Below are 12586 nucleotides of genomic sequence, written 5' to 3'. Positions count from 1 at the left end.
GGGTCGGAGGTAGCAGACATGCTTAAGCCGTGTTCGCCCGATTGGAAATCCGCTCGACCGCCAGGTCGATGAAGGCCTTAACCAGGGGTGAAAGGTGCCGGCTGCTGGGAAAGAGAACGTGCAGGCCGCCGGCCGGCGTCGTGTAGCCGTCGAGAACGCGCCGCAACCGCCCCTCGTTGATCAGCCCGTCGGCCATCGGCTGGGGCAATTGGGCGATGCCGAAACCCGCGAGCGCGGCCGCCACCACCGCCTGCATCTCATTGGCGGCGAATCGCCCGGCGACCACGACAGTTTCCTGGCCCTGTGGTCCATCCAGCACCCAATGAGCGCCTGAGACCGACGGGCCCGCGATGACGCATCGATGGCGGGCAAGATCGGCCGGGCCTTCCGGCATCCCGTAGCGTGCGAGATAGTCATGGCTGGCGCAGAGCAGCCTGTGCGTGGAACCCAGCTTGCGAGCGATGAGCGTCGAATCCTCAAGCCTTCCGGTGCGGAAGGCGAGGTCGATGCCGTCTTCGATCAGGTTGAGCTTGTCGTCGGTGAGGCGCAGCTCGACATTGGTCTTCGGGTACAGGGTCAGAAAGTCGACCACGGCGCGGATGAGGAAGTGACCGCCAAAACCAACCGGGGCCGAAATGCGGATCGTGCCCAAAGGCTCCGCCCTCGCCTCCGCAAGACGCAGGTTCGCCTCCTCGATCGTCCGCAGCCCCTGGCTGCTTTGCTCATAGTAGAGACGCCCGGCATCCGTCAGGTTGAGGCTGCGTGTGGTGCGCTGCAGCAGCCGCACACCGACCTCACGCTCGAGCGCGGCGACACGGCGGCTGACGGTTGTCTTGGGCATGGCCAGCAGGCGAGCTGCAGCGGTGAAGCTGCCGGCTTCGACGACGCGGGCAAATACGAAGACATCGTTGAGATCGACCATTGTATTCATTATCGAGACAACATTTCCCAATTATAGGCAATTACGCATCAATGAGATAGAACCTAATTTTGCTCCTGACAAACCGACAAGGAGCAAATGAGATGACCAGCAAACGAAGCATTCTTGTGACCGGCGCCACAGGCCAGCAAGGCGGCGCCGTTGCGCGCGCCCTGCTGTCCAGGGGCCATCGCGTCAAGGCTCTGACGCGCAAGCCCGACAGCGATGCCGCACGGCAACTGGTCGCGGCGGGTGCCGAGGTCGTGGCCGGCGATCTTGCCGACGCAGCCTCCATCGTGCGGGCCGCAAAAGACGTCGACACCATGTTCCTGATGGGTAACAGCTACGAGGCCGGACTTGAGGAGGAGACCCGTCAGGGGATCCTAGCCGCCAATGCAGCGAAGGCCGCCGGCATCGGACACCTGATCTATTCATCCGTCGCCGACGCCGACAAGCAGACCGGAATTCCGCATTTCGAAAGCAAGTATCTGGTCGAACAACATGTCAGGCAGCTTGGCATTCCGCATACGATCAGCGCGCCGGTCGCCTTCATGGAGAACGCCGTCGCACCATGGTCGACCGGTGCGCTCAGCCAAGGCACTCTTGCCTTCGCCATGCCGCCGAAGCGTGCCCTCCAACTGGTTGCGCTGGCGGATATCGGCGCCTTCGTCGCCGCGCTCGCAGAGCGGCGGGAACAGGTGTTCGGCAAGCGCTATGACTTCGCCGGGGACGAATTGTCCGGCGAGGAGCAGGCAAAAATCCTGACCAAAGCCATCGGCCGTCCGATCCGCTATCAGGAGATCCCGATCGCTGCAGCCCGCCAGCAGAGCGAGGACGCGGCACTGATGTTCGAATGGTTCGATCGCGTGGGTTACGACGTCGATATCGCTGCCTTGCGCAGGCAATTTCCCGAGGTGCGGTGGCACGGTTTTGCCGACTGGGCGCGCGCGTTCGACTGGAGCGCCAGCGGCCTGCGCAGCGAAAGCTGATGAAATGCGACAGAAGCGCTGCCATTGCCGCTTGCAGGAATGAAGTGTGGCGGCTATAAGCCCGCCGTCTGGTCACGGAGTGTAGCGCAGCCTGGTAGCGCACCTCGTTCGGGACGAGGGGGTCGCAGGTTCAAATCCTGCCACTCCGACCAGAAAAAACAGATACTTAAATATCTGTTTCTCCCGATACCCCACAGGTTGGGATCGCGTTTCGCGCCCAGCGGGAGCGTAACCCTATTTCCTTCCTGCTCTCTGCAATGCTGCTCTGCGGTGTGCCGATCGTTCTGGACGGCGACACGATCGTGCTCGATGGGACGCGTGTCCGAATCGCCAGTATCCACGCCGTGAGATCCATCACTTCCATTGCGATGCGGAGCTGCCGATTGGGTCAACGTCATCGCCGCCACCGCCCGGCCTTACAGCCAATACCGTGCTGACGCATGATAGGTTGCGGGGCAGTTTGGTGCCGCAAGCTCATCTGCCGCGCTGGGTCTATTTGACCCGCATCAAAGCTGGCTGATCCCCGTTTGCACTACCATGGCCACGTCCTGCTGTTTTGGGGATCGACCATGGATCAGAAAATCAGAGACACAATTCTCAATCTGTTGAGCACGCACCGTATCATGACGGTTGCCACTTTACGGCCTGACGGCTGGCCCCAGGCCACCACCGTGGGATATGTGAACGATGGCTTGACCCTCTATTTCCTGTGCGGTCTTGAGAGTCAAAAGGCCAAGAATCTGGCGAGGGACAACCGGCTTTCCCTCACGATTGACCATGACACCGCCGATCTGATGGCGATCACTGGCCTGTCGATGGCAGCCCACGCCGAACCCGTGCTGGACCGTGCCGAAGCGGAGAAGGTTCTCAGCATGTTGCCGTTGAAATACCCGGACGCCCCGCCCTTGCCGATGAAGATGCCAGGCCCGGATGAGGTTCGGATATTTCGGGTGATGCCGACGATCGTTTCGGTGCTCGACTACACCAAGGGCTTTGGACACACGGACCTTGTCGCCTACTGACGCAACGCCTTCCTGCACAGTTTGGACATGAACATGCCATTCGGTGTCGAACAGTTCTTTGCAGTCTTCACCGCTTACAACAGGGCGATCTGGCCGACCCAGATTGTCGCCTATGCCTTGGGCGCGTTTGCCGTCGGTGCGATATTGAGCGGTCGTTCTCCTGCCCGCGAAAGGATCGTTTTCGCTGTCCTGTCATTTCTGTGGGCATGGAATGGGGTGGCTTATCAGTTGCTGTTCTTTTCGCCGGTCAATCCGGTGGCAAAAGTATTTGCCGGGCTGTTCATTGCCCAGGCCGCTCTCTTCGCTATGTATGCCGTCATCGGTCCTCCAGAACTCAGATTCGAGCTTCGATCGGGCTGGCAATCAATTGCCGGCTTGGCGCTGATCCTATATTCGTCGCTCGTCTACGAAATTCTTGGGATAGCGGCCGGCCATGGCCTGATGAACGGACCGTTGTTCGGAGTGGCGCCGTGTCCAAGCACGATCTTCACGATCGGCTTGCTGTTGCTGCTTAGAGGTCGATCTGTGGTGCCGCTGTCGGTGATCCCTGTCATCTGGGCCTTGATAGGCACCGGTGCGGCGCTGATGCTTCAAGTCCGCGAAGATTTCGGCCTCGCAATAGCGGGCCTTATTCTAAGCGTCAGTCTCACTTCCGACTGGCTGCGATACCCACAATCGTGATGAGTGAAAGCTTCGCCGCCTAGCGCGCGAGCCGAGCGGGAACAAAACTGCCGCTGTGAACAACACATGGCGGCAACCAAGGAAGCCCGGAGCAGCGCCCTCCGGTTATCGCCAACGCATTGCGGCAGGTGGGGTTGTTGAAAACGCCGACGCATTAGGCCGCTGCAGTCTGTCGGTCATCGGGAATGAATTTTCATTCGCCGCGCGGCATTCAACAACGCCGCGCCATTTGCCTCGATCCTGTCTACGAGTTCGCTGGCTTGGTCCGCGCTGATGCCTGTTTCACTGGACAAGAACCAGACGCGAAACCTCCTGTCTTCAGGTGGAAAAGGGACAATAACCTCCTTGCCATCGTTTTGCTCTTCTGCCGATAGCCCGCGGCGCTTTCGCATTGTCCGCTTCGGCGACGGAGGGTCGATGGACATAGCTGACGTCGCGCTTATCGCAGGCCGAAGAAGCTCAATATCGCTATGACGATGACCACCGCTCCGACGAGCCAAATGATATTGTTCATGATCTTTCTCCGTTGCCTGGAAAAGCCCGCGCCTGTGGTGGAGGAGCGTTGGCCGACCAGCCGTTCCCGACTGATCTTCAGGAGACCCCAAGCGATGGTGTCTCCTGCAAGGGAGAACTATTAGGCAAGCCTAATGTTCCATCGCTTGGCAAGATCGAGAAATGGCCCTGCAATTGCTTTTATATTAGCTGCGCTGCATGTTTTTCTGAGGAATGCCAGAACGCCGGTGACATCGGAGCCAATATGAAAAGACTGGTTTTCGCAGCAGCGGTATTTGCATTTGCCTGCCATTGCGCGCCCTCTCGGGCGGACGATGAGCGGTCATGCCAGATCATGGCAGCCGCAGCCCTGCTTTCCGGGAAGACCAACTGCAGAGACGGCGACATCGCCACCATCTCCGGCGTCACCACCAAAGAGGTGCCGGAAGCGATAGCCAGGTATTGCGATTTTTGGGCACAGATCGTCGTGCTGCCCGACGCTAGCGCGTCCGATGCATCGAGCCATTTCGTCCTTTGCAAGTACCGTCAGCGAGAGGCGGCCCCTTCCCAGCCTTAGCCCATACGCTTCGTCCACTCGGTCTGCCGCAGGCGGTTCGACGGTCCTGGGATACCCGGAACCAAAGGGCCTACCAGCACTTATCCAACGAAGAGCTAATCAAGGTAACGGAGAAATTGCAATGAAATCAATGATCATGTGCGCTTTGGCGCTTTCCATCGGGTTGCCGGCTGTCGCTTCGGCGGCCGAAGCCGACGTAATCATCAGGACTCACCATCGCCACCACAGCAACGTCAGGATCATCAACGAGGACGGTCAGCGACTGCATCACCGCCACCATGGTACGGTGGCTTTCTACGATCACGGCCGCCGGCATCATCGCCCCGACGCCGTCGTTGTTACGAGTTCGGTCTACAAGCACCATCACCGCCGCCCCGTGGTGATCCAAAACAACGATTACTGATCGACCCAAGGCCCGGCTCGTTATAGCCGGTCCTTCTGCATGAAATCTGACATGTCGCTGGTGACCTGGCGTGCCGACACACAGCATCATCAACGGACCGTCGTGTGAATACGACGCCATTCAGCCTCTCCGAAAAAAGGTCGAGGAATCTCGCCACGTAGGCTGGAATGCCGGCTACGGCGCCTGCAGATATTTAGGGTTCGCCCGCCACGCGGACGTGGCGGGCGAACCCTATTGGCGCAGGAAGGGACGTAGCTGCGCCAATCTGCCAAATACTCTCGGATGGTCAGCCAAAGGCTATTCCAATCGCCATGAAGGTGATGGGCATGGCGAAGATCACCGCGAGCAACCAGCGCGCTTGGCCAACACTCTTGTCCATCAGCTTCCTCCCGAACGTGTAGCCGACAACGGCCACGAACGGTGGCTGTTCCAAGCAGCACCACAGGCAGGACCATTGCATTTTGCAGCCGGACCAAAGTCCGGCTCTCTATCGGACCGAAGCCCAGCTAGGGAACGTTTTCGCTGCGACCCTGTTTCAAGTGGTTGGGCGCGGGGACGATCAAACGAGGAAGCGAAACTGGATGAACGTCACCATGTCTGGCAGTGAGGCCATACAATCCGATGTCTTGGGGGTGCGCGTAGCTGACCTCAAGGTCAGAATGCGGCAGGCCCGGATTACCATGAGCGAAATGAAGACCTTCCAAAAGGTCGCGGCCATGATGGTCGACGGACGAGGCAGCATTGACGGCGACGACTTGATCGCCGCGTCCTTCGTTGCGGACATGTCCCTGGACGAGAAAACGTTCTGAGACCATGCGGACAATCAGCAAGCTTTTTGATTCCCACGCCGAAGCCGCCCAGATTGCTGGAGAGCTGGTGGCGGTCGGTGTTCCTCGCGTTCAGGTTGCCATTATCGGGCCCTACCAGGACGAACTAACAGTCCTAAGGTCTCCAAGTGTCATCCTTTGTGCCGTCGGTGCGGCATTGGCTTGCCTGAGCGCCCTCGCGGTCTACGGCGTCAGTTCTGTTCCGGCCGGACTGCCGGCAACAGCACTGGTTTGCGCGGTCTGCGGCGGCGGTGCCGGCGGGCTGCTCGGTGCCTTCATGACCACAGCGGCAAGGTCGGATGATCGGAGCGTTGCCGAGGGCATCGTCTTGGTGACGGCGCATGTCGATGAAAATGAAACCGGCATCGCCCAGGCTGTGCTGGGCGGTTGCGATCCCACCGCATTCATCGCCGAAGCAGCCTAACGGCAGGCTGAACGAACGGCGCGGCATGACGGCCGGGCGCCACAGCAGCGCGAGCCGCTGAGATCGCGCCGGGGCAAGGATCGAGGAAAGGCCGCCCCGGCGTCAACCGGGGCGGACTCTCTTCGTTTCCAGTGATTGAAATTAGACACTCGACGGACACCAACTTCAGGTGGCCGAGAACGTTCCCACATCGGCTGGCCCGGTGGTCCCACGCCCGTAGGGCTCCTTTCGCGAGCCCAATCTTTGACGAAATAATCGTCGGCTCCAGATAGTTCGGTGGATATGATGAAGCCAGTGAAACGGTGAGCCGGGTGTGGATATGAATTTGATCGCGACGACGACCTCGACCCCGACTCTTGTGCTTGCAGTGCTTCTCGTTACCGGCTGTTCGTCGATCGGCAGGACCGCCGATCCGGCGACGTACGATAAGATGAGCTGCGCCGAGCTCAACAGCGCGCTGGGTGAGAACGCCATCGAAATCTCACAAACCGCCATCACCCGCGGCAAGGTCGCCAACACCAGTGTTCCGCGCTGGCTGCTTGGTGGTTCGCGCGTGAAGACCGCCGTCGCCAATCGTGAGACCGCCAGGATCGATCGGCTGAAACAGCGGCAGGATGCCATTGGCGCCGTGCGGGCGCGCAAATGCTCCAGGTCAGCGGGCTGAGCGAACGGACGCCGCCGTGATGATTGCCCTCACCTGAAGCGACGTCTCAGGCGCTCAGCCGAAAGCGCGTCACATCGATCGCCGCATTCATCAGCGTCTGCGTGTAGGGCGCTTGCGGGTTGCTGAAGATTGCCTCGGTCGGCCCCTCCTCGACGATCTTGCCCTGCTTCATGACGATGATGTAGTCGGCCATGGCTCGCACCACGGCGAGGTCGTGGCTGATGAACAGGTAGGACAGTTCATGGTCCGCCTGCAGCTTGCGCAGGAGTTCGACGATCTGTTTCTGCACCGAGCGGTCGAGCGCCGAGGTCGGTTCGTCCAGCACGACCATTTTGGGCTTCAGGATCATGGCGCGGGCAATGGCGATGCGCTGCCGCTGGCCGCCGGAGAATTCGTGCGGATAACGGTTGCGGGCGTTGGGATCGAGGCCGACTTCAAGCAAGGCCTCGACCGCGCGCTGGTCGCGCTGCTTGCCCGAAAGGTTGGGCTCATGCACCAGAAGCCCTTCGGTGATGACCTGGCCGACGGTCATGCGCGGCGACAGCGAGCCGAAAGGATCCTGGAAGACGAGTTGCATCTGGCGCCGCAGCGGCCGCATCGCCTGGCGGTCGGCGGTCGAAATGTCGCGATCGCCGAAACGGATCAAGCCATCGCTCGGCAGCAGCCGCAGCAGGGCGCGGCCAAGGGTCGATTTTCCCGAACCGGATTCGCCGACAATGCCGATGGTCTGGTTACGCTGCAGCCGGATCGAAATGTCGTCGACGGCGCGCAGCATCAGCGGCTCGCCGGCCAGAAACCCGCCGCCGATCCTGAATGTGACCTCGACATGCCTGCCTTCGAGCACCACGGGGGCATTGGTGGGCGGCGGCGCCTTGCTTCCCGTCGGCTCGGCCGCCAGCAGCATCTTGGTATAGGCGTGCTGCGGGTTGGCGAAGATCGCTCCCGCTTCGCCCTCCTCGACCACCTCGCCTTGGCGCATGACATAGACGCGGTCGGCGAAGCGCCGGACGATGCCGAGATCGTGGGTGATGAAGACGATGGCCATGCCGAGCTTGCGCTGCAATTCGGCGAGCAGCATCAGGATCTGCGCCTGAATGGTCACGTCGAGCGCCGTGGTCGGCTCGTCGGCGATCAGGATGTCCGGATCGTTGGCGAGCGCCATGGCGATCATTACCCGCTGGCGCTGGCCGCCGGACATTTCATGCGGGTAGGATTTCATCCGCCGCTCCGGATCGGGAATGTGCACCAGCCGCAAGAGCTTGAGCGCCTCTTCGCGCGCTTCGGCGGCATTCAAGCCGCGATGCCTGCGGATCGGTTCGATCAGCTGATTGCCGATCGAATAGAGCGGATCGAGCGAAGTCATCGGCTCCTGGAAGATCATGCTGATCTTGGCGCCGCGGACCTTATTCAGGTCGGATTTGCTCAGCGTCAGCAGGTTGCGGCCACGATAGTCGACGCTGCCCGTGGCCTCGCCGTTCGAGGCGAGCAGGCTCATCGCCGCCATCATGGTCTGGCTCTTGCCGGAACCGGACTCGCCGACCACGGCGACGGTCTCGCCCGCATTGACGTGGATGTTGATGCCCTTCACCGCTTCGACCGCGCCGTCGAGCGTGCGGAAGCGGACGCGCAGGTCCTTGACGCTGAGGATCGTTTCGGGAGTGGCCATGTCAGCGGTGCCCATCTTTATCGATCTCTCGGGTCGAGCGCGTCGCGCAGGCCATCGCCGACGAAGTTCAGCGCAAACAGCGTCGAGACGAGGAAGAAAGCAGGAAACAAGAGCAGCCAGTTGGCGGTGCCGATGTTCTTGGCGCCGACTGAAATCAGCACGCCCCAGCTGGTCATCGGCTCCTGGACGCCGAGGCCGAGGAACGACAGAAAACTCTCCAGGATGATGACCTGCGGCACCAGCAAGGTCATGTAGATGACGACCGGGCCGAGCAAATTGGGAATGACGTGGCGCAGCAGGATGCCGCGCTGGCCGACGCCCATGGCTTCCGCCGCCTGGACATATTCCTGGCGGCGGATCGACAGCGCCTGGCCACGCACGATGCGCGCCATGTCGAGCCACAGCACCGCGCCAACCGCCAGGAACATCAGCACGAAGTTGCGGCCGAAGAACACCACCAGCATGATCACGAAGAAGATGAATGGCAAGGAATAGAGCACATCGACGATGCGCATCATCACCTCGTCGATCCTGCCGCCGGAGAAACCCGCGGCGGCGCCATAGATCACCCCGATCACCACCGCCACGACACCGGCGAGCAGGCCGATGGCCAGCGAGATGCGCCCAGCCATCAACGTGCGCGAGAGCAGATCGCGGCCGGTGTTGTCGGTGCCGAACAGAAAATATTGCTGCTTGACCGACGCGCTCATGGTCGCTTCGAGCCCGTCGGGCGACTTGCTCTCGATCTTGGTGTCGTCAAAGGCATCGGAGCGGTCAAGGTAGCGGATATTGCGGTCATCGATCGGCTTCGTCGACTTGACCGTGACGAAGACGTGATCGCCCTCCTGGTGCCATTCCTTGATATCGACCCGCATGCGCTTGATCGCATCATTGAGCGCGGACTCGATCATGTCGGGCTTCGGATAGGCTGACAGGCTTGGCGGCATGCGTACATAGTCGGCATAGATGGTCGTGTACTGATGCGGCACGAACCAGGGGCCGAACACGCTGACGAGCCCGATCAAGGCGAGGTAGTAGAGGCTGAACATGGCGGCGCGGTTGGCCTTGAGGCGCGCCCAGGCATCGCCCCACAGCGAACGGCCGACGATAGCGGGAGCAGTGGCTGCGATGTCAGTCATAGCGCACCCTCGGGTCGACGACCGCGTACATGACGTCGACGATCAGGTTGAAGACGATGGTGAAGATGGCGATCACCACCACCGTTCCCATCACCAGCGTGTAGTCGCGGTTGAGCGCGGCATCGACGAAGTAGCGGCCGACGCCGGGAATGGAGAAAATCGTCTCGACGATGACGGAGCCGGTCAAAAGGGCCGCCGCCGCCGGGCCAGTGAACGAAACGATCGGCAGGATGGCGCCGCGCAAGGCGTGTTTGACCACAACCGACCAGTCGGAAAGGCCGAGCGCGCGGGCGGTGCGGATGTGATGGGATCGCAGCGATTCGATCATCGAGCCGCGCATGAGGCGGGCGACGATGGCGATCTGCGGCAAGGCAAGCGTCAGCACCGGGCCGACCTTGTTGATGAAGGCGCCATCGCCCCAGCCGCCGATCGGCAGGAGCTTCCAGGTCAGCCCGAAGAGAAGCTGGATCACCGGCGCGATGACGAAGGTGGGAATGGTGCTGCCGGCCGTGGCCAGAGCGATCACCGTATAGTCACCAAGCTTGTTCTGGTTGAGCGCGGCAATGGTGCCGAGCACGGAACCGAGCAGCAGTGCCAGGATCAGCGCCGAGGCGCCGAGCTGCACCGAAATGGGCAGGCCCTTGGCGAACAGTTCGGTGACGGTGAAATCCGGCATGTTGTAGCTCGGGCCGAAATTGCCCCGCAGAAGATTGCCGAGATAGTGGACATATTGCAGCCAGAGCGGGTCGTTGAGGCCGAACTGGGCTTCAAGGTTGGCCTTGATCTCGGGGCTTAGCCCCCGCTCCTGGTTGAACGGCCCGCCCGGCGCGACGCGCATCAGGAAGAACGCCATCGTCACGATGACGAACAGCGTCGGTATGGCGGTCAAAAGCCGCCGGAATACATATCGCAGCATAGGTGCCCCACTTGATCCGGAACACGCCTGTCCGATTGGACCATTGTGCTCCAGCCTTCAAATCTTCGCACCGGATTTTCCGAAAATCGATTGCGCTTCCCGGCCGATGCGATGGCAAACCAGCCGCCGCGCACGAAGTGCGCGGCGGCTTGGCCAGGGATCAATCCTTGCTGACGAAACGTGACGGATGGACGTCCATTACATTGTCGACGAAGCCATGCAGCTTCGAGGACACGATGTCGTGGTAGCTGTAGTAGAGCAGCGGGATCTGGCCGACATCGTCGACGAGAATGCGCTCGGCCTCGGAGAGCTCCTTCATACGCTCCTCGGGCTTGCCGCCGGCGGCGGCTGCCTTGTCCATAGCTGCTTCATAGGCCGGGCTGTTGTAGTTCGAGTAGTTGTTGCCGCTCGCCTTGCGCGAGATGCCAAGGAAGGTTTCCGGATCCTTGTAGTCGGCGATCCAGGCGGCACGCGCCACGTCATAGTCGCCCTTCTGCTCGAGGAAGGAGTAGTGCGTCTTGGTGTCGGTGTTGAGCAGTGTGACGTCGACGCCAAGCGGCTTCAGCTGTTCCTGGATGGCGACCGCGGTGTTCTTGTGGTTCTCCGAGGTGTTGTAGCGGATTTCCATCTTCAGCGGATGTTCGGGCGTGTAGCCGAGTTTCTCGAGGATTTTCTTGGCTGCGTCCTCGCGGTCTATCTGCGGCATGTCGGCATATTTGGCCATTGCGGGCGTGTACCCCTCGATGCCGGGAGGCACCATCGAATAGCCGGGCAGCATCGAGTTCTGCCAGACCTTTTCGGCAATGAAGTCGCGGTCGATCGCCATCGAGATGGCGGTGCGCAGTTCAGGATTGTTCCAGGGCGCCTTGTCGGTCTTGATCGCATAGTAGTAGGTGCCGAGATACGGGCCGACATGGATCTGGTCGCCGAACTTGGTCTTGAGGTCGGCGAGCTGCTCGGTCGGCAGATCGTCATAGCTGTCGAGTTCGCCTGCCTCGAAGCGCTTCATCGCCGATGAGCGATCTTCGGTCGGGATGTAGTTGACCACGTCGAACTTGACGGTCGCGGCATCCCAGAATTTCGGATTCTTGACCAGCTTCATGTGGTCGTTAGGAACCCATTCGGCCAGCGTATAGGCGCCGTTCGAGACCAGCTTGCCGGGCTTTATCCAGTCGGCGCCGAGCTTTTCGATCGAGGCCTTGCTGACCGGATAGGTCGCCTGGTGAGTCAGCATCTCCAGGAAGTAAGGCGTCGGCGCTTTGAGCGTCACTTCCAGGGTGGTGGCGTCGATCGCCTTGACGCCCATGTCCTCGGGCTTGCCCTTCTTGGTGTTGACGTCCTCGGCACCCTTCACCGGATACAGCATCGAGGCATATTCGGCGCCGGTCGCCGGGTCTTCCAGCCGGTGGAAGGCGTAGACAAAGTCGTCCGCCGTTACCGGGCTGCCGTCCGACCACATGCCGTCCTTGCGCAGCTTGAAGGTGTAGACAGTGCCGTCATCCGACACCGTCCAGCTTTCGGCGGCGCCCGGAATGAGGTTGGCCTTCTGGTCCTGCATGACCAGGCCCTGGAACAGGTCACGCAGCACATTGGCTTCATAGACCGTCGAGGTCTTGTGCGGGTCGACCGATTCCGATTCGGCGGCGGTGCCCCTGTTGTAGACGCTCTCGGCGAACGCCGGCGAGTAGAATGCGCCGGCGGCTACCGCCATGGTGGTGGCGAATACCGTCGCCTTCAGCATGTTTTTCAGCATGAAGTTCTCCCTGTCGGCGCTGCCGTGGGCGCGCCTTTGAGTGTTGACGCCCCGGAACCGATGCCTGGTTCCTTTGAGCGCGCCGCCGGTTCCCCCCGGCAGCTGGTGGCAGGA

General features: G+C 61.1%; 13 protein-coding genes and 1 tRNA gene. 9 read left to right on the top strand and 5 right to left on the bottom strand.

The features are described 5' to 3' along the window. Positions 1–22: 22 nt before the first annotated feature. Positions 23–922 (bottom strand): LysR family transcriptional regulator, encoded by a 900-nt coding sequence (locus ACVILI_RS13840; protein ID WP_038645510.1) that lies wholly within the window; start codon positions 920–922, stop codon positions 23–25. A gap of 101 nt (positions 923–1023) precedes the next feature. On the opposite strand from ACVILI_RS13840, the gene ACVILI_RS13835 reads away from it, so the two are divergent. The 9 genes from ACVILI_RS13835 (at position 1024) to ACVILI_RS13795 (ending at position 6998) form a co-directional block, all read left to right on the top strand. Next, positions 1024–1908, top strand: coding sequence for an NmrA/HSCARG family protein (locus ACVILI_RS13835; protein WP_038645507.1), 885 nt, complete (start codon positions 1024–1026; stop codon positions 1906–1908). A 75-nt stretch (positions 1909–1983) separates the two neighbouring features. Continuing rightward, positions 1984–2060, top strand: a tRNA-Pro gene (locus tag ACVILI_RS13830). Positions 2061–2477: 417 nt separating this feature from the next. Then, positions 2478–2930 carry a pyridoxamine 5'-phosphate oxidase family protein gene (locus ACVILI_RS13825; protein WP_019857079.1) on the top strand — a complete coding sequence of 151 codons (453 nt, stop codon included), beginning with the start codon at positions 2478–2480 and terminating at the stop codon, positions 2928–2930. Between the two features lie 33 nt (positions 2931–2963). After that, the gene (locus tag ACVILI_RS13820; RefSeq protein ID WP_064983552.1) at positions 2964–3611 is read left to right on the top strand and encodes a DUF6064 family protein; all 648 of its coding nucleotides are present in this window, start codon (positions 2964–2966) and stop codon (positions 3609–3611) included. A 562-nt stretch (positions 3612–4173) separates the two neighbouring features. Continuing rightward, positions 4174–4680, top strand: coding sequence for a hypothetical protein (locus ACVILI_RS13815; protein ID WP_141700918.1), 507 nt, complete (start codon positions 4174–4176; stop codon positions 4678–4680). Between the two features lie 121 nt (positions 4681–4801). After that, positions 4802–5083, top strand: a complete 282-nt coding sequence (locus ACVILI_RS13810; protein ID WP_019857076.1) for a hypothetical protein — start codon at positions 4802–4804, stop codon at positions 5081–5083. Positions 5084–5676: 593 nt separating this feature from the next. Next, positions 5677–5892 (top strand): hypothetical protein, encoded by a 216-nt coding sequence (locus ACVILI_RS13805; protein ID WP_038652355.1) that lies wholly within the window; start codon positions 5677–5679, stop codon positions 5890–5892. A 4-nt stretch (positions 5893–5896) separates the two neighbouring features. Next, positions 5897–6334, top strand: a complete 438-nt coding sequence (locus tag ACVILI_RS13800) for a hypothetical protein (protein ID WP_038645501.1) — start codon at positions 5897–5899, stop codon at positions 6332–6334. 319 nt (positions 6335–6653) lie between these two features. Further along, on the top strand, positions 6654–6998 hold the full coding sequence (locus ACVILI_RS13795; RefSeq protein ID WP_051112822.1) for a hypothetical protein: 345 nt from the start codon (positions 6654–6656) through the stop codon (positions 6996–6998). Between the two features lie 46 nt (positions 6999–7044). Here the strand turns inward: ACVILI_RS13795 and ACVILI_RS13790 are convergent, their stop codons facing one another. The 4 genes from ACVILI_RS13790 to ACVILI_RS13775 form a co-directional block, all read right to left on the bottom strand. Next, positions 7045–8664, bottom strand: coding sequence for an ABC transporter ATP-binding protein (locus tag ACVILI_RS13790; RefSeq protein WP_027046636.1), 1620 nt, complete (start codon positions 8662–8664; stop codon positions 7045–7047). 17 nt (positions 8665–8681) lie between these two features. After that, positions 8682–9803: an ABC transporter permease gene (locus ACVILI_RS13785; RefSeq protein WP_019857070.1), complete on the bottom strand. Its 1122-nt coding sequence runs from the start codon at positions 9801–9803 to the stop codon at positions 8682–8684. Further along, a complete protein-coding gene (locus ACVILI_RS13780; RefSeq protein WP_019857069.1) occupies positions 9796–10719 on the bottom strand; it encodes an ABC transporter permease subunit in 924 nt (307 codons plus the stop codon). Before ACVILI_RS13780 ends, ACVILI_RS13785 begins: the two co-directional genes overlap by 8 nt. 160 nt (positions 10720–10879) lie before the next feature. Beyond that, positions 10880–12472: a peptide ABC transporter substrate-binding protein gene (locus ACVILI_RS13775; protein ID WP_019857068.1), complete on the bottom strand. Its 1593-nt coding sequence runs from the start codon at positions 12470–12472 to the stop codon at positions 10880–10882. Positions 12473–12586 lie beyond the last annotated feature (114 nt).

The organism is Mesorhizobium sp. USDA 4775 (assembly GCF_054062655.1).
Note: the sequence above shows the minus strand (reverse complement) of the source record. Positions and strands in the feature narration are given on the sequence as shown.